The organism is Streptomyces tyrfis (assembly GCF_037034285.1).
In the GTDB taxonomy this organism is placed as follows: Bacteria; Actinomycetota; Actinomycetes; order Streptomycetales; family Streptomycetaceae; genus Streptomyces.
On record NZ_JBAGJZ010000037.1, the window covers coordinates 22,830 to 48,163 of the forward strand.

Below are 25,334 nucleotides of genomic sequence, written 5' to 3' on the forward strand. Positions count from 1 at the left end.
CAGAGCTTAACCGGCCGTCCTGTGGACCTGGGAGTCAGCTCAGTTGTCGCGCTTCTCCTTGATCTTCGCGGCCTTGCCGCGCAGCTCACGGAGGTAGTACAGCTTGGCGCGACGGACGTCACCGCGGGTGACGAGCTCGATCTTCTCGAAGATCGGGCTGTGCACCGGGAAGGTGCGCTCGACGCCGACGCTGAAGGAGACCTTGCGGACCGTGAAGGTCTCGCTGACGCCGGAGCCCTGGCGGCGGATGACGACGCCCTTGAACTGCTGGATACGGGAGCGGTTGCCCTCGATCACGCGCACGTGGACGTTGACGGTGTCGCCGGGTCGGAACGCCGGGATGTCGGTACGCAGCGACGCGGCGTTGACGCCATCGAGCAGGGAAGACATGGTGGCTGCTTTCTTCGCCGATGCCACAGGTCATCGACGGGAGGTAGAGAGGATGGGTTGCCGCGCGCGCCGGGCGGACGTCTGGGTCGCCCCCCGCGTACGAGGGACGGCCGCTCCCCCTGTGGCAGGGGCGCACGCCGGACGCACAGCAGCGGCCTATTCTTCCACGGCCTCGGGCCTGCGCCAAAATCGGCCCCCGGGCTCCGGGGACCAACCGAGGATGGAGAGGATCTCGCGGTCCTTCTTGTCGAAGCCGCTCGCCTCGCAGCGCTCGATGAGGTCGGGCCGGTTGAGCGCGGTGCGGCGGAAGGCCTCGTCCCGGCGCCACCGCGCGATCTTCCCGTGGTGGCCGCTGAGCAGGACGTCCGGGATGCCCCGGCCCCGCCACTCGGGCGGCTTGGTGTAGACGGGGCCCTCCAGCAGGTCGGCCATCGCGCCGGGGGCGAAGGAGTCGTCGCGGTGCGACTCGGCGTTGCCGAGCACTCCGGGCAGCAGCCGGGCCACCGCCTCCGTGATCACCAGCACCGCGGCCTCACCGCCGGCCAGGACGTAGTCCCCGATGGACACCTCGACGACCGGCACACGGGTCGCGTACTCGTCCATCACCCGGCGGTCGATGCCCTCGTAGCGGGCCGGGGTGAAGATCAGCCAGGGGCGTTCGGAGAGCTCCACGGCGAGCTTCTGGGTGAACGGACGGCCGCTGGGCGTGGGCACGACGAGCACCGGTGCGTGCGCCCCCGCCTCGTAACCGCTCGCGAGGACGTCGTCCAGCGCGTCGCCCCAGGGCTCGGTCTTCATGACCATGCCGGGGCCGCCGCCGTACGGGGTGTCGTCGACCGTGTTGTGCCGGTCGTACGTCCAGTCCCGCAGGTCGTGGACGTGCACGTCGAGCCGGCCGCGGGCGCGGGCCTTGCCGACCAGCGAGACGTTCAGCGGATCGAGGTACTCCGGAAAGATCGTGACGACGTCGAGACGCATCAGGCGCCCTCTCCCGAGCCGGGCGCCGGAGTCCCGTCGCCCGGACGGTCGTCCGTCGCCTCCGCGTCGCGCGAGGAGGCGATCACGGCCTCGCTCTCGTCGATCAGCCCGGGCGGCGGCACGATCACCGCGCGCTGCTCCTCCAGGTCGATCGAGGTGACGATCTCCTCGACGAACGGGATCATCACCTCGCTCCCGTCCGGTCGCTCCACGATGAACAGGTCCTGGGACGGCAGGTGCGAGATCTCGGTGATCCGGCCGACCTCGGTGCCGTCGGCGAGGACCACGTCGAGGTCGATGAGCTGGTGGTCGTAGAACTCGTCGGGGTCCTCGGGGAGTTCCGCCGGGTCGACCTCGGCGATCAGCAGCGTGTTGCGCAGGGCCTCGGCGGCCGTACGGTCGTGGACGCCCTCGAAGCGCAGCAGCAGCCGTCCGCTGTGCACCCGTCCGGTCTCGATCGTCAGCGGTCCGGCGCCGGCCGGATCGGTGCCGAGCACCGCTCCGGGCGCGAGCCTCAGTTCCGGCTCGTCCGTGCGCACCTCGACGGTGACCTCGCCCTTGATGCCATGGGCACGGCCGATCCGTGCGACTACCAACTGCACCGTGTGTCTCTCCTGTCCATCCTGTCCGTACGGCCCGGTCCACGACAACGGGCCGGGGCGGGCGCATGGCCCTCCCCGGCCCGTGCCGGTGTTCAACTCTCTCAGCGAACCTGGTCCACATCGACGAGGTCGACGCGGATACCGCGGCCGCCGATGGCGCCCACGACGGTACGCAGCGCGCGAGCGGTGCGGCCGTTGCGGCCGATCACCTTGCCGAGGTCGTCCGGGTGGACCCGGACCTCCAGCACGCGACCGCGGCGCAGGTTACGCGAGGCGACCTGCACGTCGTCGGGGTTGTCGACGATGCCCTTCACGAGGTGCTCGAGAGCCTCCTCGAGCATGCTCAGGCCTCGGTCGACTCGGCGGCCGCAGCCGCGTCAGCAGCCTCGTCCGCCTTCTTGTCGGACTTCTTGGCCTTCTGCGTGATGGCCTCGCCCTTGGCCTCCTCGCCGTCGCCGAGGCTCTCGAACAGGGCGCGCTTGACGGCCTTGGGCTCCGGCTGCAGCAGCGGCGCGGGGGCCGGAAGACCCTTGTGGGCCTGCCAGTCGCCGGTGAGCTTCAGGATCGCGAGAACCGGCTCGGTCGGCTGGGCGCCGACGGACAGCCAGTAGCGCGCGCGCTCCGAGTCGACCTCGATGCGCGAGGGGTTCTGCACCGGGTGGTACAGACCGATCTCCTCGATGGCCCGGCCGTCACGGCGGGTACGGGAGTCGGCGACGACGATGCGGTAGTGAGGCGAACGGATCTTGCCCAGACGCTTCAGCTTGATCTTGACTGCCACGGAAGTGGTGTCTCCTGGTCTATGACGTGGTTGGGCACGACGAAGATGCCACGTGGGGTTGCGGTACTCGGGTGCCCGATGGACGCGTCAGCCGGAGGAGAGAGGGGTCCTGTGCGACTGTCGAGTACAGCTGCCCATTGTGCCACACCGCTTGTGGTCACCCCACCGCGACCGCCGCTTCCGGGATGCGGAACGGCTTTCCGCATCCGCCGCAGACGATCGGCGCCTGGGCCAGCACGGACGGGACGACCCGCACGTTGCGTCCGCAGTCGCAGACGGCCTTGACCCGGACGCCCCCTCCGGAGGAGCCGTGCCGGGCGGCGGGCCCGCGGAACGAACGCTTGGTGTCGGCGGCGGTGGCGACGGTGTGCGCCTTGAGGGCGCGCTGCAGCCGCTCGATCGTCGGACGGTACCGGCGCTTGGCCTCGGGATTGAGGGTGACCAGCGAGAAGCCACTGCTCGGGTGGGGCTCCTCGGCGTGGTCGAGACCCAGCTCCTCGGCGATCGCGAGGAATCTCCGGTTGTGGTAGCGGCCGGCCCGCGAGGTGTCGCGGACGCCTCGCGCGGCGGCGATGCCATGGACTGCCTCATGCAGCAGTCGCTCGAATGAGAGTTCGGCGCCACAGGCGGACGAGGACTCTCCGATCAGGGACTCGGGAGCGGCTAGATCCGGCAGCTCGGGGTGGTACCGCTGAATGTCGGCCCACGCCTGCGCCAGCTCTGCGGCAAGTACAGGTGGTGTCGTGCTCACGTCGTGACAACGAGCGCGGGAGCCCTGGTGTTCCGATTCCGGGCCATCCCAAATAATTTGCACGTACCAGTCAGTTGCCGTTGATGCGTCCTGACGAGGGCGGGTGCGCAGATCTGCGGAGAACTCTCACAGCTCACGCCAAGGTGGTACGTAGCGTCTGCTACGCCGGGACGTGTAGACGGATGTGTAGACGGCCACCGTACGCGGCCCCGCGGGCGGTCTCCGAATCGGGTGCGGCGCCGGGGTGCGACGCGTTCGAGGTGCCCGGCCCGGCGTGTCGGGTGAGACTGGGTGAGGAGCGGGCGGCAGGCGAGCGCCACGCCCGCCCGGTGACGTCCGCGTGCCCGACGGGGCGGCGGTCCCCCGGCGACGTCGGCGGGGAGACGGCCCCGGGACGCGGGCACGACGCGCGATTCCCGGCCCGTGACACGGTGCGCGGCCTCCCCGGCCTGTGAAGGGGCGGCGCGGACGCGGCGGGGTGGGCGGATCCACGCGGGGAGCGGATCCGTGCGGGCACGACCGATCGGACCGGACCTTCGGAACGGCCGATCGGACAGGACCGACCTCTCGGCGGATTGGGGCGATTCCATGGCATCAACGCTCGTCCGGCACCACGGCCGCGCGGACCACACGAAGCACGTAGGGCACACGGACCATCCCCGGCGCACGGACCATGCGGATCGGACGGGCGCGGCCCCCGGCGGCCGCGCCCGGGACTGGGCGGAGCTCCAGGAACGCATGCTCGCGCCGCTGTACGAGGCGGTGTACGAGCGGCTAGAAGTGGGGCGGGGCACCCGGCTGCTCTCGCTGGGCTGCGGCGCCGGTCTCGCGCTGCTGATCGCCGCCGGGCGCGGGGCCCGCGTCACCGGCGTGGAGACCGACCCGGACCGGCTGGAGCTCGCCCGGTCCCGGTTGCTCCCCGGCCCGGTGGGCGGCGCCGGGCCCGGCCGCGGAGGCGCGGCGTACCGCCTGCTGGACGGCGACCCGTCGCAGGCGGCCCCGGCGGACGGCACGCCGTACGACCTGATCACGGCGTTCACGCCGATCGGCGGCTCGGACGGCGACGACGAGCGGCTCGTGGCGGCGCTGCGTGCCTCGGTGCCGCTGGCCGCCCGGGGCGGTCAGGTGGTGCTGACGGGCTGGGGACCGCCGGAGCGGTGTGCGGCGGCATCGGTGCTGCGGGCGGCGGGCCGGGGCTCCGGCGGCGGCCGGGCGTCGCGTGCCGGGGGCTGGCGTCCGTCGCGCCGGGACGACCTGGAGGAGGTGGCGTTCCGGGCCGGGCTGAGCCCGGACGGCTCCGGGCGCGTGGCGTGCCCGTTCGGGTACGCGGACCTGGAGAGCGCGGTCCGGGGGCTGCTGTCGACGCGGCTCTTCGAGACCACGGCGCGGGCGAGGGACCGGCGCCGGGCGGAGACGGAGGTGGCCCGGGCGCTGCGACCGCACCGGCGCCGGGACGGCAGCGTCTGGATGCCGAACGTCTTCCGCTACCTGGTGTGCACCGTCTGATCCCGATCTCGCGTGCGCCGTCTGCTCCCGCCCGGGGTGCGGGCGCTCCCGCGGTCGTCCCGTCGGCGCGTCGTGCCACGGGCCCGTCCGGGCGGCGCGGCCCCTACCGCCACGGGGCCGGATGCACGGCCGGGCCCGGTGCACGGCCGGATCCGGGCTCATCGCCGGGACTGGGCGCATCGCGGGGGCCGGACGCATCGCGCGGGGGCCGGACGCATCGCGGGACCGGCGCACGGCCCGGGGCCGGGCGCACCTCGGGGGCCGGGCGCGTGGCGCGGACCGGGCGAACGGCCCGGGTCCGGTCCGTCCCGTCACTTGCCCAGCCGGGGGATGCCGGCCACCCGGTACGCCTCGGCCTCGTCCAGCGTCTCCTTCGCCAGCAGCGCCTCGGCGAGCGCGTCCAGCCGGTCCCGGTTCTCGCGCAGCAGCCGGCAGGCCGCCTCGTAGCACTCGTCGACGATGCGCCGCATCTCGGCGTCCACGGCGTCCAGCGTCGCGGGGGCGGCGGACAGTCCGTACGCCTGCTGGGCGTCGCCCGGGATCGCCGTCAGCCTGCCCACCGCGGGGCTCATGCCCCAGCGGCCGACCATGCCGCGGGCCAGCCCGGTGACCTGTTCCAGGTCGCTCTCGGCACCGGTGGTGACCACGCCGAAGACGACCTGTTCGGCGGCCATCCCGCCGAGCGCGCCGATGATCCGGCCGCGCAGGTAGTCCTCGGTGTACGCGTACTTGTCGGCGTCCGGCGTCGACAGGGTGACGCCGAGGGCCCGGCCGCGCGGCACGATGGTGACCTTGCGGACCGGGTCGGCGCCCGGCTGGACCATGCCGAGCAGGGCGTGCCCGCTCTCGTGGTACGCGGTCCTGCGGCGTTCCTCCTCCGACATGACCAGTGAGCGTTCGGCGCCGAGCTGGATCTTCTCCAGAGCCTCCGAGATGTCGGACCGGTGCACCGCGGGCCGGCCGCGCTTGACGGCGAGGAGCGCGGCCTCGTTGGCGAGATTGGCGAGGTCGGCGCCGGTCATGCCGGGGGTGGTGGCGGCCACGTCGGTCAGGTTCACGTCGTCGGCGAGCGGGATCCGGCGGGTGTGGATCTCCAGGATCGCCTCCCGGCCCCTCCGGTCGGGCGGGCTGACCTGGACGATCCGGTCGAAGCGGCCGGGACGGGTCAGGGCGGGGTCGAGGACGTCCGCGCGGTTGGTGGCGGCGAGGACGACGACGCCCTCGGAGCCGGAGAAGCCGTCCATCTCGGTGAGGATCTGGTTCAGCGTCTGCTCGCGCTCGTCGTGGCCGCCCATGCCGGAGCCGCCGCCGCGGGCGCGGCCGATGGTGTCGATCTCGTCGATGAAGACGATCGCGGGGGCGACCTTGCGCGCCTCGGCGAAGAGCTCCCGCACCCGGCTCGCGCCGACCCCGACGATCATCTCGATGAACTCGGAGGCCGACGCCGAGAAGAACGGCACTCCGGCCTCGCCCGCGAGGGCCCGGGCCAGCAGTGTCTTGCCGGTGCCGGGCGGTCCGGCGAGGAGCACGCCCCCGGGCATCCGGGCGCCCATCCTCCGGTACGCCTCCGGGTTCTTCAGAAAGTCGACGACGTCGCTGAGCTCGCCCTCGACCTCGTCGATCCCGGCCACGTCCTCGAAGGTGGTGCGCCTGCCCTCCTCCAGCGCGACGGGCTTGGGCGGGGCCTTGCGCCCCAGGCCGCCGAGCCCGCCCCCGCCCAGGCCCCTGGCCATCCGCCGGGCGACGAGCACCCAGAGCAGGACGAGCAGCAGCATCGGGGCCAGCGAGATCAGCAGGTTGGCCAGGAAGCTGCGCTGCTGGACGACGGGTTCCGCGGTGACCGTGACGTTGTCCTTGACCAGCTCCGCCCAGAGGTTGTCGTCCGCGAAGGCGGGGCGCTGGGTGACGAACCTGGTGTACGTGTGGTCGGTACCCGGGACCTTCGCCTCCTTCTTGAGCTGGCCCTCGATGGAGTCGCCCTTGGAGTAGATCTTGGCGACGTTGCCCGAGGTGACCTGCCGGCTGAACTCCGTGTACGAGATCGTCCGTTCCTCCGGCCCGTTGAAGAACGACAGCGCCAGATTGGCGATCAGAAAGACGATGAGCGCGGTCAGCAGCAGCCTGCCCCAGCCGCCCGGCAGCTTCCGGCCCTGCGGCGGGGGCGGTGGTGCGCCCTCGGAGCGCCACGGCTGGTCGGTGCGATCGCGGGGAGGTACGGGGCTGGTCACACGTGCTCCTCTGCCGTCAGCCGTTAAATGTGACATTAGATGAGGAACCAGGCTAAAGCCCCTCGTGAGCCCGTCCACTGGGCCCACAGGGGGATGTGCGCCCCGGCACGAGCGGGTACGCCGGAGGGAGCCGGAAACGCATGAGGGGCGCCCCGTCGGCGGGGCGCCCCTCATGCGTATGCTCCGGGCGGTCAGCCCATGAACTTCTTGAACTCGTCCGGCAGCTCGAAGCCCTTCTCGTCCGGGGCCGGCAGGCCGGGCACGCCGCCCTGCGCGGCCTGGGCGCGGCGGGCGGCCGCCGCCTGCTCCTCGGCCTTGCGCTTCATCGGGTTGCCGCTCTTGCGCTTGCCCTTGGCCTGCTTGACCTGCTTCTTCTGACGGCCGGGGCCACCACCCATGCCGGGCATCCCCGGCATACCGGGCATCCCGCCGCCCTGTGCCATCTTCGACATCATCTTGCGCGCGTCGAAGAACCGCTCCACGAGGTTCTTCACCGCGCTGACCTCGACGCCGGAACCCTTGGCGATGCGCGCCCGGCGCGAGCCGTTGATGATGGTCGGCTCGGCCCGCTCCTTCGGGGTCATCGACTTGATGATCGCGGCGGTGCGGTCCACGTCGCGCTCGTCGATGTTGTTGATCTGCTCCTTGATCTGGCCCATGCCGGGGAGCATCCCGAGCAGCTTGGAGATGGAGCCCATCTTCCGGACCTGCTCCATCTGGGCCAGGAAGTCGTCGAGCGTGAAGTCCTGCCCCTTCTTGGACGCCAGCTTGGAGGCCATCTTGGCGGCCTCTTCCTGGCTGAAGGTCTTCTCCGCCTGCTCGATCAGGGTGAGCAGGTCACCCATGTCGAGGATGCGGGACGCCATGCGGTCGGGGTGGAAGGCGTCGAAGTCGTCGAGCTTCTCACCGTTCGACGCGAACATGATCTGCTTGCCCGTGACGTGGGCGATCGACAGGGCCGCACCGCCGCGGGCGTCGCCGTCGAGCTTGGAGAGCACCACGCCGTCGAAGCCCACGCCGTCGCGGAACGCCTCGGCGGTGTTGACCGCGTCCTGACCGATCATCGCGTCGACGACGAAGAGGATCTCGTCGGGGCTGACGGCGTCGCGGATGTCCGCGGCCTGCTGCATCAGCTCCTGGTCGATGCCGAGGCGGCCGGCGGTGTCGACGATCACGACGTCGTACTGCTTGGACCTGGCGTGCTCGATCGAGTCCTTGGCGACCTGGACCGGGTCGCCCACACCGTTGCCCGGCTCGGGCGCGTACACCGCGACACCGGCGCGGTCGGCGACGACGCTGAGCTGGTTGACGGCGTTGGGGCGCTGGAGGTCGCAGGCGACGAGCAGCGGGGAGTGGCCCTGGCCCTTGAGCCAGCGGCCGAGCTTTCCGGCCAGGGTGGTCTTGCCGGCGCCCTGGAGACCCGCGAGCATGATCACGGTCGGCGGGTTCTTGGCGAACCGCAGCCGCCGGGTCTCGCCGCCGAGGATGGAGACGAGCTCCTCGTTGACGATCTTGACGACCTGCTGGGCCGGGTTCAGCGCCTGGGAGACCTCGGCGCCGCGCGCCCGCTCCTTGACGTTGGCGATGAACGCCCGGACGACCGGAAGGGCGACGTCCGCTTCGAGCAGGGCGATACGGATCTCGCGAGCCGTGGCGTCGATGTCCGCCTCGGACAGGCGGCCCTTGCCCCGGAGGCTCTTGAAAGTCGCGGCAAGGCGGTCGGAGAGAGTATCGAACACGGCGCTCGTCGGTCCTCGGGGTCGGGGGCGGTACGGATCCTCCCTAGGGTAACCGGCCCGAGCGGGCCACCACCCGCGCCGGTCGTCATCGCCCCGCCCCGTGCGCCGGAGCCCGCGCCGGGGAGCGAAGGCCGCGCGCGCCGGGAGCGGGCACGGCGCGGCCCGTACGCCCGGCCCGCCCGGCCCGGCGCCGTTTCCCCTCACTCCGGCGCGTCCCCCAGCTCCCGCTCCACCGCCTCCGCCAGGGCCGCCGCGTCCGCGTCCGGCAGCGCGGCGCCGTCCGCCCGGGTGACGTAGAAGGCGTCCACCGCGTTCGCCCCCAGGGTCGAGACATGGGCGCTGCGCACCCGTACCGCGCTCCGTTCGAGGGCCCGGCCGATCCGGTACAGCAGCCCGGGGGCGTCCTGCGCGCGCACCTCGATCACCGTCGCCCGGTGCGAGGCGGCCGGGACGGCGGTCGCCCTGGGCGGCGGGGCCTGCGCCCCGCGCCGCCGCGGCCGGGCCGCCTCGCGCTCGGCCAGACGGGCGGCGACGTCCAGGGAGCCGTCCAGCGCCCGTACGAGATCGGCGCGGAGCCTGGTCGCCTGGGGCAGGGGGCCGTACGCGGCGGCGACCCGCCAGCGCAGCAGGAGCAGCCCGTCGGCGGTCCCGGCCGGGGGCTCCGGGGCGCGCAGTTCGGCGGCGCGCACGGTGAGCCGGTGCAGGGCGAGGACGCCCGCGACGGCGGGGAGCACCCCGGGGCGGTCGGGCAGGGCGATGAGGAGTTCGACGCCGACCGGTTCCGGCGCGTCGTCCGGGGCGGGGACCGCGGCCCGGGTGCGCAGGGCGAGAACGGGTCCGCCGGTGCGCAGGGCCTCGTCGGCCAGCTCCTCCGGTCCGGCGCCGGGCCCGGCGGGTTCCGGTTCCTCCGGCGCCCGGCCGGTCAGCACGGCGGCGACGCGTCCGACGAGGTCGTCGACGAGGGAGGCGCGCCAGGCGGACCAGGCGGCCGGGCCGGTGGCGAGGGCGTCGGCCTCGGTGAGGGCGTGCAGCAGCTCCAGGGCGCCGGGGGCGGCGACGGCCTCGGCGACGGACCGGACGGTCGCGGGGTCGTCGAGGTCGCGCCGGGTCGCGGTCTCCACCAGCAGCAGGTGGTGGCGGACGAGGGCGGCGATCACGTCCGCGTCGTGCGGGGCGAAGCCGAACCGGATGGCGGTGTTCCGGGCCAGGGTCTCCCCGGCGGCGGAGTGGTCGCCGGGGAGGCCCTTGCCGAGGTCGTGCAGGAGCGCGGCGACGAGCAGCAGGTCGGGCCGGGCGACGCGCCGGGTGAGGGACGAGGCCCGGACCGCCGTCTCCACCAGGTGACGGTCGACGGTCCAGGTGTGGACGGGATTGCGCTGCGGCCGGCACCGGACGCGTTCCCAGTACGGGAGCAGCCGGGTGATCAGCCCTTCGGCGTCCAGCGCCTCCCAGACGGGGACGGCGGCCTCGCCCGCGCCGAGCAGGGTGACGAGTTCCTCGCGGGCCTCGGCGGGCCAGGGAACGGGCAGCGGTCCGCAGGCGGCGGCGAGGCGGCGCACGGCGTGGCGGGAGAGCGGCAGCCCGGACTGGGCTGCCGCGGCGGCGGCGCGCAGCGGGAGCACCGGATCGTGTTCGGGGCGGGCGGTCAGGGCGAGCACGGCCTCGCCGTCGGCCTCGACCACGCCGTCCGCGAGCGGGGTGCGTCCGGGGGCGGCGGGCCCGCCGCTCCGGGCCTCCGCCCGGCCGAGGAGACCGCCGCCGCCCCTGCCGAGGCGCCGGGGGCGCGCGGTGCGGGCGCGCAGGACGCGGTCGACCTCGCGCCAGGTGACCTCGGCGGCGTACGAGACCGTGCGGGCGGCCTCGTAGACCCGCCGGAGCAGGGCGTCGGCGTCGGGGAGGCCGAGGGCGTCGGCGACCTGGTCCTGTTCCTGGAGATCCAGGCGGTCGGTGGCGCGGCCGGTGGCGAGGTGGAGGGCGTCGCGGGTGTCGAGGAGGACGTCGCGGGCCCGGTCGAGGCCCTCGCGCGGGGCGTCGGCGACCCAGGAGGCGGCGACGGCCCGCAGGGCGGTGGCGTCGCGCAGCCCGCCGCGGGCCTCCTTGAGGTCGGGTTCGAGGAGGAAGCGCAGCTCGCCGTGGCGTTCGGCGCGGTCGCGGCAGAGTCCGGCGAGGGCGGGGAGGCGCGCGGGGGCCCGGTCGCGCCAGTCGGCGAGGACCGCCCGGCGCAGCGCGGCGGCGAGGCCGGGGTCCCCGGCGACCGGCCGGGCGTCGAGCAGTCCGAGCTGGACCTTGAGGTCGTCGCGGGCCGCCCGGCGGGCCTCGGCGGGGGTGCGTACGGAGTGGTCGAGCGCGATGCCGAGGTCCCAGACCGGATACCAGAGGTGGTCGGCCAGGGCGGCGACGGCCGGCGCGCCGGCCCCGCCGTCGTGCAGGAGCAGCAGGTCGAGGTCGCTGCGCGGGGAGAGTTCGCCGCGCCCGTAGCCGCCGACGGCGACGAGGGCGGCGCCGCCGACGCCGGCCCGCCCGGCGGCGGTGGCGAACAGGGCGCCGAGCCAGTCGTCGGTGAGCGAGGCGAGGGCGGCGCGGCGCGCCGCCCCGGATCGCTCCGTCCCCTGGAGGAGGCGCAGCCGGGCCGCCGCGTAGCCGCCCGGTTCCGGGGCCTCGGGTCCGGTGGTCGCTCCGGTGTGCGTCATCCGGCTGCCTTTCGTCGCGGGGCCCGGCGGAACGGTCCGGCGGGCGGACCGGCGGACGCCCCGGGGTGTGCGGGGCGGTGGCCTCATGGGGACGGCGGAGAACGGCGGAAGCGGGCCGGCACCGGCCCGCGTAGGACGACCGGTCCGCGTAGGACGACCGAACCGTGCGCGGCGACCGGCCCGTGCACGCCGGGCCCGTTGTACGGCGACCGGCCATGTACGCCCGACGGCGACCGGCCCGCGTGCGACCCGCCCGGGCCCGCCCGGACGGTCCCGCGGCACGGAACACCCTCGTCAGAGCGCGTCCGGCCCGCGCTCGCCGGTCCGCACCCGGATCGCGGTGTCGACCGGCGCCATCCAGACCTTTCCGTCGCCGATCTTGCCGGTCCGGGCGGCCTTCACCACGGCGTCGATGACCCGCTCGGCGTCCGCGTCCTCGACGAGCACCTCGACGCGGACCTTGGGGACGAGGTCGACGGTGTACTCGGCGCCCCGGTAGACCTCGGTGTGGCCGTGCTGCCGTCCGTAGCCGCTGGCCTCGGTGACGGTGAGGCCGTGGACGCCGAGGTCCTGGAGGGCCTCCTTGACCTCGTCGAACCGGTGCGGTTTCACGACGGCGGTGATGAGCTTCATGCGTGCACCTTCCTGGTGTGCCGTACTGCCGTGGAGCCGGATCCCGCGGCCGTGGCCGCGACGCGCGGCGCCGTTCCGCCTCCGGTCCCGCCGAAGTCGTACGCGGTCTCGGCGTGCTCCGCCCGGTCGATGCCGGAGACCTCGGTGTCCTCGTCCACCCGCATCCCGATCGTCCGGTCCAGCAGGAGGGCCAGGAGGGCGGAGACGAGCAGGGAGTACGCGAGGACGGCGAAGACGCCGACGGCCTGCTTGCCGAGCTGGTCGAGGCCGCCGCCGTAGAACAGGCCCTTGGCGCGGGACTGGACGCCGCCGGTGGCGAAGAGGCCGACCAGCAGGGAGCCGACGACGCCGCCGACCAGGTGGACGCCCACGACGTCCAGCGAGTCGTCGTAGCCGAACCGGTACTTCAGGCCCACGGCCATGGCGCACAGGACCCCGGCGACGGCGCCGACCGCGATCGCGCCGAGCGGGCTGACCGCGCCGCCGGACGGGGTGATGGCGACCAGGCCCGCGACCGCGCCGGAGGCCGCGCCGAGGGTGGTGAAGGAGCCGTGGCGGAGCTTCTCGTATCCGAGCCAGGCGAGCATCGCGGCGGCGGTGGCGACCTGCGTGTTGACGAACATGACCGCGCTCACGCCGTCGTCGTTGCCCAGCCAGGAGCCCGCGTTGAAGCCGAACCAGCCGAACCAGAGCAGTCCGGCGCCGAGCATGACCAGGGGCAGGCTGTGCGGCCGCATCGGGTCCTTCCGGAAGCCGACGCGTCTGCCGATGACGAGGATCACGCCGAGCGCCGCGGCGCCCGCGTCGATGTGGACGGCCGTGCCGCCCGCGAAGTCGATGACGCCCCGCTCGTAGAGCCAGCCGCCCGCGCCCCAGACCCAGTGGGCGACCGGGAAGTAGACGACCGTGACCCACAGCACGACGAACAGGGCCCAGGAGGTGAACTTCACCCGGTCGGCCAGGGCGCCGCTGATCAGCGCGGGGGTGATGACCGCGAACATCAGCTGGAAGACGGCGAAGACGTAGACGGGGATCGTGTGGCCGTCCCAGAGCTGGTCGAGGCCGATCCCGCTCAGGCCCGCGTAGTCCGAGGTCCAGCCGATGACGGAGCCGACGTCCTTGCCGAAGGCGAGGCCGAACCCGTAGAGCACCCACAGGATCGTCACGATGCCCAGGCTGATGAAGCTCATCATCAGCATGTTGAGGGTGCTCTTCACCCGGACCATTCCGCCGTAGAAGAAGGCCAGGGCCGGGGTCATCAGCATCACCAGGGCCGAACAGATGAGCATGAACCCGGTGTCGGCCGCGGACAGGGCCGGGGCGTCCGCGGCAAGCGTCGTGAGACCTGGGGGCATCGGCGTCTCCTCGTCGTCGGTGCGGCCGGGGCGGCACGGGCGGAACCGCGCGCCGGGTCAGGGGGAGGCGCGCGGTCCGCCGGAAGGGCATCCGACCGTTGTGGGCACGAGACTCGCCCGGCGCGGTTTCCACCGGTGCCGCACGGTGTTTCACGGCGGTGACGAAGCGGTCCGGCGTGTTACGTCCCGATGAACCCCGGGCGTCGGCTCCGCCCGCCGTCCGGGCCGGGGCGGGCGGAACCGACGCCCGGGGCGGGGCCGTGCGGTCCCGCCCGGACGCGCCCCCATGACTCTTCCGTACCGGGGCCGGAACGCGAACCGGCCACGCCGACCGCCCGGCGACCTGGCGATGGGGGAGCCGAAGTCGTTGTGCTCGGGACGGCCGGTCGTGGCCGGGGCCGGGGCGCCGCCTCTCAGACCGCGTCGGCGGTTTCCGGCAGCTGCTCGGTGAGGAGGTCGGTGAGACCGGCGACTTCGGGGACGTCCCCGAAGTCCCGGGCGGCGGCGTCGACGGTCTTGCGGAGCCGGGTGTTGACGCGCTCGGAGCGGATCTTCTTGGCGATCCGCAGCGCCTGCTCGACCAGCACCGTGGACTGCTCGGGCTCGCGCTTGAGGAGGTGGACGGTGGCGAGGCCGATCAGATTGAGCGCGTAGGACCGGTGGTGCTCGTCGTCCTCGCTGAAGAGCTCGACCGCCCGCCGCATGCGCGGCTCGGCGAGCGCGGCGTACGTGGGGCGGCGGCCCGCGACATAGGCGAGGTCGCGGAACGAGTGGGAGTTCTCGCCGTTGAGCTCGGCCTCCGAGAAGAAGCGGATCCAGTCGGGCTCCGGCTCGCCGTCCTCCCCGGCGTCGAGGAAGGTGTCCTCGGCCATCCGGACGGCCCGCTTGCACTTGCCGGCCTGGCCCATGTTGGCGTAGGCGCGGGCCTCCATCGCGTACAGCATGGCCTGGGTGCGCGAGGTGGCGCAGTCCCGGCTGCCGTACTGGGCGAGGTGGATGAGTTCGAGGGCGTCGTCGGGCCGCCCCAGGTGGATCATCTGCCTGCTCATGCTGGACAGAACATACGAACCGAGCGGTTTGTCGCCGGCCTCTTTCGACGCGTGGAGCGCCAGAACGAAGTACTTCTGGGCCGTGGGCTGGAGACCGACGTCGTAGCTCATCCAGCCGGCCAGCTCGGCCAGCTCGGCCGCGCAGCGGAAGAGCCGCTTGGCCGTGGCCTCCGGCTGCGGCTCCTGGAGGAGGTCGGTGACCTCGTGGAGCTGGCCGACGACGGCCTTGCGGCGCAGCCCGCCGCCGCACTGCGCGTCCCACTGGCGGAACATCGTCGTGGTCGACTCCAGCAGGTCGAGCTCCGGGCCGGAGAGCCTGGAGGGACGGCGGGCGGCGGCGGGCGACTCCGGCTCCACCGGCCCGGCCGCGGGCACGGGCACCAGCCAGCGCTGCATGGGTTCGACGAGGGCGGGGCCCGCGGCGAGGGCAAGCGAGGAGCCGAGGAAACCCCGCCGGGCGAGCATCAGATCGCTGCGGGAGAACTCGCTGAGCAGGGCGACGGTCTGCGGGCCCGCCCAGGGCAGGTCGACCCCGGACACCGACGGCGACTGACGCGCGGAGCGCAGCCCGAGGTCCTCGACCGCCACGACCGAGCCGAACCGCTCCGAGAACAGCTCGGACAGGATGCGCGGAATCGGCTCGCGCGGCTGCTCGCCGTCGAGCCAGCGCCGCACCCGGGAGGTGTCGGTGCTGATGTGGTGCGCGCCCATCTGCCGCGCCCGCCGATTGACCTGCCGCGCCAGCTCGCCCTTCGACCAACCGCTGCGCACGAACCACGAGCCCAATTGCTCGTTGGGGCGCTTACCGGCATTCGAATCGCCTGCGCCGCTGCCACTCACTGGAACGCCCCCATCCCGCTGAAACCGTCGCGATCCCGACGAACGCTGTCGCGCGAACCACTATCAGAATGCCCTGAACCGACGCCGCCCATACGGAGGTTGCGCACGATCGAACAGGGAAACGGGTTGCCTCCGGCATACCCATGGACGCACATACTTCCACGGTTCGTGTACCGACGGTAATCCTACGATCACCACGTCCGCGAGGGCGCCTTCGGAAACGCCACCATTCGCCACCCCTTCAGGTGAACGCCATTGCCGCAAAGCGCGATTCACTTGACACACGGTCGATCAATTGTGGTTGCAGCGAAGCACAAAAGGGGCGCGCGAATTACGAAGTACCACCCGGCGTGCACCGGCGCACTACGGATCACCTTGACAACACAGCGTTACGGCTTCACTCCGTGTCGTAACCACCGACGAGTCGGACCCGTTGGAGGGGGCATGGGCTTCACGATCGGCGGCATCCGTGAGATGCGTGCCGGCTCACGGCGTCGCGGCCGTGCGGCCGAGAGCACGGCAGTGGCCGAGTACACCGGACTGTGGGGCTGGGCGGTCGTGCCCGGGGCGCGGGTCGTGGCCGGCGGCTGCTCGTGCGGGAAGGACCGGTGCCCCTCCCCCGGCGCCCATCCGCTGGACTTCGCGCCGGAGGTCCCGCCGGGCGCCTCGTTCGACGCGGCGGCGGAGGCATGGGCCCGGGTGCCGGGCGCCTCGGTGCTGCTGCCGGTGGGGCGCGGATTCGATGTGCTGGACGTCGCCGAGGCCGCGGGGCGCCGGGCCCTGGCACGCATGGAGCGGATGGGGCTGCCGCTGGGCCCGGTCGTGCTGACGCCGTCGGGGCGGGCGCGGTTCTTCGTGGCCCCGGGCGCCGCCGCCGAGCTTCCGCGCCTGCTGTACCGGATGGGCTGGGACGACGCGGACCTCGATCTGCGGGCGCTGGGGCCGGGCCACCACGTCACGGCCCCGCCGTCCGACGAGGGCGGTCTCGGTCCCGTCCGGTGGCTGCGCCCGCCGGTGCTGGACACGGCGGCCGCGCCGCCGCCGGCCAGGCTGCTGCTGGGCACGCTGGCCTACAGCTGCCACCGCGCGCCCCTCTGCGGCTGAGCGGCCGCGCGACCGGCCGGTGTCGGCCCCGGCCCCGCCGCCGGGAACCGGCCCGGACCGCCGCGCCAGGAGCCCCGCAGCGCCAGAAGCCCGGGCCGGGAAGGACGCGTGGAACCGAGTCGGGGATCACGCGTGGAACCGAGAAGCACGCGCAGAGCGCAAAAGAGCCCGGCCGCCGACGTATCGGCGGCCGGGCTCTTCTCGTGGGGGATCGGCGGGGCGGTCGGGGCGTCAGTCCCCGATCAGGGCGTCCACGAACGCCTCCGGCTCGAACGGCGCCAGGTCGTCCGGCCCCTCGCCGAGGCCGACCAGCTTCACCGGCACGCCCAGTTCGCGCTGCACGGCGACGACGATGCCGCCCTTGGCCGTGCCGTCCAGCTTCGTCAGCACGATGCCGGTGATGTCGACGACCTCCGCGAACACCCGGGCCTGCACCAGACCGTTCTGCCCGGTCGTCGCGTCGAGGACGAGCAGGATCTCGTCGAGCGGCCCGTGCTTCTCGACGACCCGCTTGACCTTGCCGAGCTCGTCCATGAGTCCGGTCTTGGTGTGCAGCCGGCCGGCGGTGTCGATGAGGACGACGTCGGCGCCCTCGGCGATGCCCTCCTTGACCGCGTCGAAGGCGATCGACGCCGGGTCGCCGCCCTCGGGTCCGCGCACGGTGCGGGCGCCGACGCGCTCGCCCCAGGTCTGGAGCTGGTCGGCGGCGGCGGCGCGGAAGGTGTCGGCCGCGCCGAGCACGACGCTGCGTCCGTCCGCGACGAGCACCCGGGCCAGCTTGCCGGTGGTGGTGGTCTTGCCGGTCCCGTTGACGCCGACGACCATCACCACGCCGGGGGTGTCGAGGCCGCCCTCGGTCCTGACCGCGCGGTCCGTGTCGGTGCCGATCAGGGCGAGGAGCTCCTCGCGCAGCAGGGCGCGCAGCCCTTCCGGGGTGCGGGTGCCGAGCACGCGGACGCGTTCGCGCAGCCGCTCCACCAGCTCCTGGGTGGGGGTGACGCCCACGTCGGCGGTGAGGAGGGTGTCCTCGACCTCCTCCCAGGTGTCCTCGTCGAGGTTGTCGCGGGACAGGAGCGTGAGCAGTCCCTTGCCGAGGGAGTTCTGCGAACGGGCGAGCCGGGCGCGCAGCCGGACCAGCCGGCCGGCGGTGGGCTCGGGCACTTCGATGGCCGGGACGGCGACCGCCTCCGGCTCGACGGTCTCGGGGGCCTCCGCCACCGGGGCCTCGGCCGAGGGGGGCGCGACCTCCTCGATGGTGCGGCGCGGTTCCTCGAGCGGCTCCTCGGCTTCCTCGCCGACTCGGGGCTCGGCGGGGGGAGTGATGGTCGGCGTGCTCGGCGGCGCCGGGGGCAGCTGCTTCTTCTTGCGGCCGCTGACCACGAGCCCGCTGATCACGCCGACCGCGACCAGGGCGATGACTACAGCAAGGATGACGAATTCCATAACCCACCCAGTATCGGCCACGCCCGGCCGTGCGGGCCGCCCCGAAGCATCCCCCACACCCCCACTTGGCCGTTATGCACTTTTTCGAGGCCTTGTCCGCGAAGGTACGATCCGGCGCGCGCGGAGACCCGCGGCCCGGAACACCCGTCCCCGCCGCCGAGCGCGCCGGCCGAATCCGGAGCCTCCTCCCCGCCGACGGGGGCGACGCGCCCCTACCCTTCTGACGCTGCGTCAGATAGTCTCCGGCCCCCGCCGCGTCCGACCGACGAAGGGGACACGCGTCATGGCCTTCACAGTGGTCCGGTTCAATCTCGTCGATCCCGACGCCACCCCCGAGTCCCACTCGGCCCGCTACCGCGCCGCCCTGGAGATGGCCGCGTACGCCGACGGGCACGGCGTCGACACCGTGCAGACCGAGGAGCACCACGGCGCCGAGAACTCCTGGCTGCCCTCCCCCTTCGTCTTCGCCGGCGCGGTCCTCGGCGCCACCCGCCGCATCGCGGTGACCGTCTCGGCGGTGATAGGACCGCTGCACGACCCGCTGCGGCTGGCCGAGGACATCGCCGTGCTGGACCTGCTGAGCGCGGGCCGGCTGGTGACGGTGGCGGGGCTGGGCTACCGGCCGGAGGAGTACGCGCGGGCCGGCGTCGACTGGGGTGCGCGCGGCCGGCTCCAGGACGAACTGCTGGAGACCCTGGTGCGGGCGTGGACCGGGGAGCCGTTCCCGTACCGGGGCCGTACGGTCCGGGTCACGCCGCGCCCGTACACCCGGCCGCATCCGCCGCTGCTGGTGGGCGGGAGCTCGCGGGCGGCGGCGCGGCGGGCGGCCCGATTCGGGCTGCCGTTCTTCCCCAGCGCGCATCTGCCGGAGCTGGAGGCGTACTACCACGAGCGGCGGGCGGAGTTCGGGACGGAGGGCTTCTGCCTGATGCCGTCGGCCGAGACGCCGCTGCTGCACGTGTCCGAGGACCCGGACCGGACGTGGGCGGAGTACGGCCGGTACTTCCTGCACGAGGCGCGGACCTACGCCTCCTGGCAGTCCGCGGGCATCCGGTCCGCGGTGCGCTCGGCGGCCGGCACGGTGGCGGAGCTGCGGGACGAGGGCGTCTACCGGGTCGTCGCCCCGGAGGAGTGCGCCGGCGCGGCCGGGAAGCTGGACAGCCTGGTGCTGCATCCGCTGTGCGGCGGGATGCCGGTCGAGGAGGGGTGGCGGAGCCTGCGGCTGTTCTGCGAGGCCGTCGGGGGCTGACCGGGCGGCCGTGGGAGGAGCGGCGGTCAGCCCATCTCCTCCAGCGCCTTGCCCTTGGTCTCCCGCACGAACCGGAGCACGAACGGGATGGAGAGCGTGGCGAAGCACGCGTAGACGATGTACGTGCCCGAGAGGTTCCAGTCGGACAGGCTGGGGAAGCTCGCGGTGATCAGCCAGTTGGCCATCCACTGCGCGGAGGCGGCGACGCCGAGCGCTGCGGCGCGGAGCCGGTTCGGGAACATCTCGCCGAGGAAGACCCAGACGACGACGCCCCACGACAGGGCGAAGAAGAGCACGAACACATGGGCCGCGACGAGCGCCACCACGCCCTGGGCGTGCGGCAGCCTCCCGCCGACGAGGGGCGCGGAGAAGGCCCATGCCTCGAAGGCGAGGGCGACGGCCATGCCGGCGGAGCCGGTCAGCGCGAGCGGCTTGCGTCCCACCCGGTCCACCAGGACCATCGCGATCACGGTGCCGATGATGTTGATGATCGACGTGGTGAAGGAGTAGAGGAACGAGTCGCTCGGGTCGATGCCGACGGACTGCCACAGCGTCGCCGAGTAGTAGAACGCCACGTTGATGCCGACGAGTTGCTGGAAGACCGAGAGGCCGATGCCGGTCCAGACGATCGGCAGGAAGCCGAGGCGGCCGCCGAGCAGGTCCCGGAACCGGGACTTGTGCTCCCGGCGCATGGCGGCCTCGATCTCGGCCACCCGGGCGTCGAGGTCGACGTTCCCGCCCTCGACCTCCGCCAGGATCCTCCGGGCCCGTTCCTTCTTGCCGACCGAGATCAGGAACCGGGGCGACTCGGGGATCGCCAGCGACAGCAGCCCGTACAGGGCGGCGGGGACCACCATCACGCCGAGCATCCACTGCCACGCCTCCAGGCCGCCGATCCGGCCGCGCTGCTGTCCGCCGGCGAGCTGCAGGATGCCGTAGTTGACCAGCTGGGAGATGGCGATGCCGACGACGATCGCGGCCTGCTGGAAGGAGCCGAGGCGGCCCCGGTAGGCGGGCGGCGAGACCTCCGCGATGTACGCCGGGCCGATCACGGACGCCATGCCGATGGCGAACCCGCCGACGACGCGCCAGACCGCCAGGTCCCAGAGCGCGAACGGGAGCGCGGAGCCGACGGCGCTGGCGGTGAAGAGCACGGCGGCGATCTGCATGCAGCGGATGCGGCCGATGCGGTCCGCGATCCGCCCCGCCGTGGCCGCGCCGATCGCGCAGCCGATCAGGGCGATGGCGATGACCTGGGCGAGCGTCGCGGAGCCGATCGCGTACCGGCTGCGGATCGCCTCCACGGCGCCGTTGATGACCGAGCTGTCGTAACCGAACAGGAAGCCGCCCATGGCGGCGGCCGCCGTGATGAAGACGACATGGCCGAGGTGGTCCGGCTGGGCCGCCCGGGCTCCGGACACCGGGCCCTGCGCTGTGTCGGTCACATGAACTCCTGTCGCCGGTCCGTGCCGCCGGATGCGGGGCGTGTCCCGTGTGCGCGGCGCGCTCCGGCACACGGGACACACCCCAGTGGGTCACACCTTTCCGGCTACCACCACATGAAGGGGGAGAAACAGCCCATACGGTCCTCGCGTTCAGTTCCCGAAGGCGCCTTCCCCGCACCGGCCCTCATCCGTTGCGGAGGACGCGGGACCGGGATCGGAGTGTCGAAGCCCGCGACGGCCGGACGGGTGCGCGGGGCTCAGCGCAGCCGCTGGCTGATGACCTTGGAGACCCCGTCGCCCTGCATCGAGACGCCGTACAGCGCGTCGGCGACCTCCATCGTCCGCTTCTGATGCGTGATCACGATCAGCTGGGAGCTCTCCTGGAGCTCCTCCATGATCCGGATCAGCCGCTGCAGATTGGTGTCGTCGAGGGCCGCCTCGACCTCGTCCATCACGTAGAACGGGCTGGGCCGGGCCTTGAAGATCGACACCAGCAGCGCCACCGCGGTGAGCGAGCGCTCCCCGCCGGAGAGCAGGGAGAGCCGCTTGACCTTCTTGCCCGGCGGCCGGGCCTCGACGTCCACCCCGGTGGTGAGCATGTGGTCCGGGTCGGTCAGGACGAGCCGCCCCTCGCCGCCCGGGAACAGCCGCGCGAAGACGCCCTCGAACTCCCGGGCCGTGTCCCGGTACGCCTCGGTGAAGACCTGCTCGACCCGCTCGTCGACCTCCTTGATGACCTGCACCAGATGGGCCCGGGTCTTCTTCAGGTCTTCGAGCTGCTCGGAGAGGAACTTGTGCCGCTCCTCCAGCGCGGCGAACTCCTCCAGGGCGAGCGGATTCACCTTTCCGAGTTGCTGGTACGCCCGTTCGGCCGACGTCAGCCGCTTCTCCTGCTCGGCCCTGACGAACGGCCTCGGCCGGTTGCGCGGGTGGTCCGGGTCGTCCGGCAGCTCCTCGCCGGGCGCGGCGGGCGAGGGCGGCACGGGCTGGTCGGGGCCGTACTCCGCGACCAGGCCGGCCGGCTCCACCCCCAGCTCCTCCAGCGCCCTGGCCTCCAACTGCTCCATCCGCAGCCGCTTCTCGGCGCCGAGCACCTCGCCCCGGTGGACCGAGTCGGTGAGCTTGTCGAGTTCGTCCTTCAGCTCGCGGCCCCGGTCGCGTCCGGCCGCCAGGTCGCGCTCCCGCTCCGCCTTCGCCGCCTCGGCCGCGACCCGCTCCCGCTCGGCCCGTACGACGGACACCTCGACGTGGGCCAGCAGCTGACGGGCCCCGGACGCGACGGCCGACGCCACCGCGGCCTCGTGCCGCCGCCGGGCGCGCCGCCGCTCGGCCCGCGCCCGGGCCTCGCGTTCCGCGCGGGCCGCCCGGTCGAGGGAGTCCGCGCGTCCCGCGAGCCCCTTGACCCGTTCCTCGTGGGTGCGCACCTGGAGGCGGGCCTCCATCTCGGTCTGCCGGGCGTTGGCGCCGTCGGCGGCGAGCCGGTCGCGCACGGAGGCGTCCGGTTCCTCCTCGACCGGCGTCTCCTCGGCGACGAGCAGGCGTTCGGCCAGTTCCTCCGCCTCCGCCGCGGCCCGGTCCAGGGCCTCCTGGGCGCGCGCGGCGGAGGCGGTCGTCCGCTCGGCCTCGCCCGCGGCGGCTCGGGCCTGCCCGGCGAGCCGCCCCAGCTGCTGGGCCACCCCGGACTTCTCCCGCTCGGCGGCCCGGCGCCGCTCCCCCAGCTCCTCGACCTCCCGGGCGCGGGCGTCGCGCCGCTCCCCCGCCAGCCGCTGGGCCTCTGCCGACTCCGCGCACCGCACGGCCAGTTCCTCCAGCTGGGCGGCGGCCTCGTCGACCGACGCCCGCACTTCGAGGAGGCTGGGCGCCCCGGCGGAACCGCCGTGCGCGAAGTGCGCCGAGAGGAGGTCCCCCTCGGCGGTCACGGCCGTCAGGCCGGGGTGCGCGGCGACGAGGTCCTCGGCGTCCTCCAGCGTGCCGACCACCACGGTGTCCCGCACCAGCCTGCGCACGGCGTCCACCAGTTCGACGGGGCCGTGGACGAGATCGGCCACGGCGGGCGCGCCGGCAATGCCGCCGGAGCCGCCGGGCCGCTCGGTCCCGGCCGGGGCGTGGCCCCCGGCGGACGCCCCGGCGCGTCCGTCGCCCAGCAGCAGGGCGGCCCGCCCCGCGTCCTCCTTGCGCAGCAGCCGGATCGCCTCCGCCGCCGTGGCCGGGTCCGTCACCGCGACCGCGTCCGCCGCGGCGCCCAGGGCCGCCGCCACCGGTGCCTCGTAGCCGGACTCCACGGTCAGGAGTTCCGCCGCCGGGCCGAGCAGGCCGGAGAGCCGGTCCCGCGCGCCGAGCAGCGCGCCGGTGCCGTCCTTGCGGCGCAGCCCCAGGGCCAGCGCCTCGTGGCGGGCCGCGACGGCCGCCCGCTTCCGTTCGACGGCGGTGGCCGCCTCCCGGGCCGCGGTGAGCTCCGACTCCGCCCGGGCGAGCTCCCGCCGGGCCTCCTCGTACCGTTCGCCGAGCTGCGCGTCGCCCGCGTCCAGGCCTCCGACCTCGGCTTCGAGCTGCTCGTACTCCTCCTGGGCGGCGGCCGCCCGCTCCCGCGCCTCGTCGCGCGCGGCGGCCAGCCGGTCGATCTCGGCCCGCGCCGAAGCGGCCCGGCCGCGCGCCGCGTCGACCTGCCCGCCGAGCCGGGCGAGCCCCTCGCGATGGTCGGCGATGGTCCGGGCTGCGTCCTTGAGCCTGCGCTCCTCGGCGGCCAACTCCCTTTCCAGATCGGCGCGGTGGGCGGCGGTGTCCTCCAGCGCGTGTTCCGCCGCCTCCAGCGCCGCCGTCAGTTCCGCCTCCTGCTCGCGGACGCGGGCCGCCTCCCGTTCCAGGTCCTCCGGGTCGCGTCCGCGCCGCTCCTCCTCGACGGGCGCGGTGGCGCTCTTCACCCGGGCGTCGGCCAGCGAGACCGTGCCGCGGACGCGTTCGGCCAGCTGCGACAGCTCGTACCAGGTCTGCTGGGCCCGCTGGAGGCGCGGGGCCAGCCGCCGCACCTCGTCCTCCAGCCCCGCCTCGCGCGCCAGGGCCGCCTTGAGCTCCGCCTCCGCGGCCTGCCGGCGTTCCTTGAGCGCCGCCTCGTCGGCGAGCTCGCTGCGCAGCGCGGCGCGCAGCGCGACCAGGTCGTCGGCGAGCAGCCGCAGCCGGGCGTCGCGCAGATCGGCCTGGATGACGGCGGCCCGGCGCGCCACGGCCGCCTGCCGGCCCAGCGGCTTCAGCTGCCGGCGCAGCTCGTCCGTCAGGTCCTGGACCCGCGCCAGGTTGGCCCCCATCGCGTCCAGTTTCCGCAGCGCCTTCTCCTTGCGCTTGCGGTGCTTGAGCACGCCCGCAGCCTCCTCGATGAACGCGCGCCGCCCGGACGGGTCGGCGTGGAGCACGGAGTCCAGCTGGCCCTGGCCGACGATGACGTGCATCTCGCGGCCGATGCCGGAGTCCGAGAGGAGTTCCTGGATGTCCAGGAGCCGGCAGGTGTCGCCGTTGATCTGGTACTCGCTGCCGCCGCCACGGAACATGGTCCGAACGATCGTCACCTCGGCGTATTCGATGGGCAGCGCGCCGTCGGAGTTGTCGATGGTCAGCGAGACCTCGGCTCGTCCCAGTGGCGGGCGGCCGGTCGTGCCGGCGAAGATCACGTCCTCCATCTTGCCGCCGCGCAGGGATTTGGCGCCCTGTTCCCCCATCACCCAGGAAAGAGCGTCGACCACATTGGACTTGCCCGACCCGTTGGGGCCGACGACACACGTGATACCGGGTTCGAACCGCAGCGTCGTGGCGGAGGCGAACGATTTGAAACCACGCAGGGTCAGGGCCTTGAGGTGCACGCCGCCGGACTCTACCTTTCACTCTCGGTTTCACCGATGAAGGCGCAGGGCACATCAGACGGTAAGGGAAGGGGCTCCGTCCGGGGGACGGCCGCGTAGGCTCCCGGGCACCGCGTCGCGGCCGGCGGCGTCGCCCGGCCGCGGAAAAGAAAAAGGGACGCCGGGGCGCCCCTTGTGAAATCTTGTGCGTTGACGCGTGTGCGATCTCGCTGGTGCGGCGGCACAGGCTGGATCAAGGACATGTCACGCGACTGACAGATCAAGAGCAGCGATCTTCGATGATCCGGCGACGATCCTGGTAGTGGTCTCGAACGGCGACGCGAACGGCCCGACCGGCCCCGAGGGCCTCTCGGTCAGGTCAGCGCCGGCTCCGCCCGAGGAACGTCGATGTCCATGCTGTCGAGCAGCGACTCCTGGTGCTGGGCGGCGGCGTTGAGCGCGTCGTTCTCGTGCTGAATCCGTACCAGCTCGGATTCGAGGTCCTGCACGCGCTGCTGGAGCCGTCGCATCTCGGCGAGGAGTCGCGGGTCGGAACCGCCGACGTAACCGAGAAGCGCCTTTGCCATGATGGATGGTCCTCCACACTGAGTGACCGACCGATGCGGTGTGGGTCGTGAGGGATTCGCACCCGCGGCGCTCGGCAGTGCTTTCGAATCACTGCTGTTCTGCTGCCAAACAGCCCTGCCGAACAGCTCAGGTG

At 73.4% G+C, this 25,334-nt stretch carries 19 protein-coding genes; 3 read left to right on the forward strand and 16 right to left on the reverse strand.

Features of this window, described 5'->3' with window-relative positions:
- Positions 1–39: 39 nt before the first annotated feature.
- The 6 genes from rplS to WA762_RS25250 all read right to left on the reverse strand — a co-directional run bounded on the left by rplS (position 40) and on the right by WA762_RS25250 (position 3,502).
- The gene (rplS, locus tag WA762_RS25225) at positions 40–390 is read right to left on the reverse strand and encodes a 50S ribosomal protein L19 (protein ID WP_335938600.1); all 351 of its coding nucleotides are present in this window, start codon (positions 388–390) and stop codon (positions 40–42) included.
- 156 nt (positions 391–546) lie between these two features.
- Complete coding sequence (trmD, locus tag WA762_RS25230) at positions 547–1,368, reverse strand: tRNA (guanosine(37)-N1)-methyltransferase TrmD (RefSeq protein WP_335938602.1); 822 nt, start codon at positions 1,366–1,368, stop codon at positions 547–549.
- Positions 1,368–1,970, reverse strand: coding sequence for a ribosome maturation factor RimM (gene rimM, locus WA762_RS25235; RefSeq protein WP_335938604.1), 603 nt, complete (start codon positions 1,968–1,970; stop codon positions 1,368–1,370). The genes trmD and rimM overlap by 1 nt, the downstream gene beginning before the upstream one ends.
- A gap of 101 nt (positions 1,971–2,071) precedes the next feature.
- Positions 2,072–2,311, reverse strand: coding sequence for an RNA-binding protein (locus WA762_RS25240; RefSeq protein WP_005311361.1), 240 nt, complete (start codon positions 2,309–2,311; stop codon positions 2,072–2,074).
- A 2-nt stretch (positions 2,312–2,313) separates the two neighbouring features.
- The gene (gene rpsP / locus WA762_RS25245) at positions 2,314–2,751 is read right to left on the reverse strand and encodes a 30S ribosomal protein S16 (protein WP_335938610.1); all 438 of its coding nucleotides are present in this window, start codon (positions 2,749–2,751) and stop codon (positions 2,314–2,316) included.
- A 157-nt stretch (positions 2,752–2,908) separates the two neighbouring features.
- A complete protein-coding gene (locus tag WA762_RS25250) occupies positions 2,909–3,502 on the reverse strand; it encodes a hypothetical protein (RefSeq protein ID WP_030928573.1) in 594 nt (197 codons plus the stop codon).
- A gap of 588 nt (positions 3,503–4,090) precedes the next feature.
- Here WA762_RS25250 and WA762_RS25255 point away from each other — a divergent pair.
- Positions 4,091–5,008 carry a class I SAM-dependent methyltransferase gene (locus WA762_RS25255; RefSeq protein WP_443080669.1) on the forward strand — a complete coding sequence of 306 codons (918 nt, stop codon included), beginning with the start codon at positions 4,091–4,093 and terminating at the stop codon, positions 5,006–5,008.
- Positions 5,009–5,319: 311 nt separating this feature from the next.
- On the opposite strand, the gene ftsH is transcribed toward WA762_RS25255, so the two are convergent.
- The 6 genes from ftsH to nsdA form a co-directional block, all read right to left on the reverse strand.
- Positions 5,320–7,236, reverse strand: coding sequence for an ATP-dependent zinc metalloprotease FtsH (ftsH, locus tag WA762_RS25260; RefSeq protein WP_335938612.1), 1,917 nt, complete (start codon positions 7,234–7,236; stop codon positions 5,320–5,322).
- Between the two features lie 191 nt (positions 7,237–7,427).
- A complete protein-coding gene (gene ffh, locus WA762_RS25265; RefSeq protein ID WP_335938613.1) occupies positions 7,428–8,975 on the reverse strand; it encodes a signal recognition particle protein in 1,548 nt (515 codons plus the stop codon).
- A 200-nt stretch (positions 8,976–9,175) separates the two neighbouring features.
- The gene (locus WA762_RS25270; RefSeq protein WP_335938614.1) at positions 9,176–11,665 is read right to left on the reverse strand and encodes a [protein-PII] uridylyltransferase; all 2,490 of its coding nucleotides are present in this window, start codon (positions 11,663–11,665) and stop codon (positions 9,176–9,178) included.
- Positions 11,666–11,959: 294 nt separating this feature from the next.
- Positions 11,960–12,298, reverse strand: a complete 339-nt coding sequence (locus WA762_RS25275) for a P-II family nitrogen regulator (protein ID WP_335938615.1) — start codon at positions 12,296–12,298, stop codon at positions 11,960–11,962.
- On the reverse strand, positions 12,295–13,653 hold the full coding sequence (locus WA762_RS25280; protein ID WP_335938616.1) for an ammonium transporter: 1,359 nt from the start codon (positions 13,651–13,653) through the stop codon (positions 12,295–12,297). The genes WA762_RS25275 and WA762_RS25280 overlap by 4 nt, the downstream gene beginning before the upstream one ends.
- Positions 13,654–14,066: 413 nt before the next feature.
- Positions 14,067–15,542, reverse strand: a complete 1,476-nt coding sequence (gene nsdA / locus WA762_RS25285; RefSeq protein WP_335938617.1) for a transcriptional repressor NsdA — start codon at positions 15,540–15,542, stop codon at positions 14,067–14,069.
- A gap of 444 nt (positions 15,543–15,986) precedes the next feature.
- Between nsdA and WA762_RS25290 the strand changes: the two genes are divergently transcribed.
- Complete coding sequence (locus WA762_RS25290; protein WP_335938618.1) at positions 15,987–16,646, forward strand: bifunctional DNA primase/polymerase; 660 nt, start codon at positions 15,987–15,989, stop codon at positions 16,644–16,646.
- A 231-nt stretch (positions 16,647–16,877) separates the two neighbouring features.
- On the opposite strand, the gene ftsY is transcribed toward WA762_RS25290, so the two are convergent.
- Positions 16,878–18,089: a signal recognition particle-docking protein FtsY gene (gene ftsY, locus WA762_RS25295; protein ID WP_335938619.1), complete on the reverse strand. Its 1,212-nt coding sequence runs from the start codon at positions 18,087–18,089 to the stop codon at positions 16,878–16,880.
- A 283-nt stretch (positions 18,090–18,372) separates the two neighbouring features.
- On the opposite strand from ftsY, the gene WA762_RS25300 reads away from it, so the two are divergent.
- Positions 18,373–19,338 (forward strand): LLM class flavin-dependent oxidoreductase, encoded by a 966-nt coding sequence (locus WA762_RS25300; RefSeq protein WP_335938620.1) that lies wholly within the window; start codon positions 18,373–18,375, stop codon positions 19,336–19,338.
- Positions 19,339–19,364: 26 nt separating this feature from the next.
- Here the strand turns inward: WA762_RS25300 and WA762_RS25305 are convergent, their stop codons facing one another.
- From WA762_RS25305 to WA762_RS25315, 3 genes are all read right to left on the reverse strand, one after another.
- Positions 19,365–20,783: a sugar porter family MFS transporter gene (locus tag WA762_RS25305; protein ID WP_335938621.1), complete on the reverse strand. Its 1,419-nt coding sequence runs from the start codon at positions 20,781–20,783 to the stop codon at positions 19,365–19,367.
- Positions 20,784–21,040: 257 nt separating this feature from the next.
- Positions 21,041–24,634, reverse strand: a complete 3,594-nt coding sequence (gene smc, locus WA762_RS25310) for a chromosome segregation protein SMC (protein WP_335938622.1) — start codon at positions 24,632–24,634, stop codon at positions 21,041–21,043.
- Positions 24,635–24,987: 353 nt separating this feature from the next.
- Positions 24,988–25,200, reverse strand: a complete 213-nt coding sequence (locus WA762_RS25315; RefSeq protein WP_073784849.1) for a hypothetical protein — start codon at positions 25,198–25,200, stop codon at positions 24,988–24,990.
- Positions 25,201–25,334 lie beyond the last annotated feature (134 nt).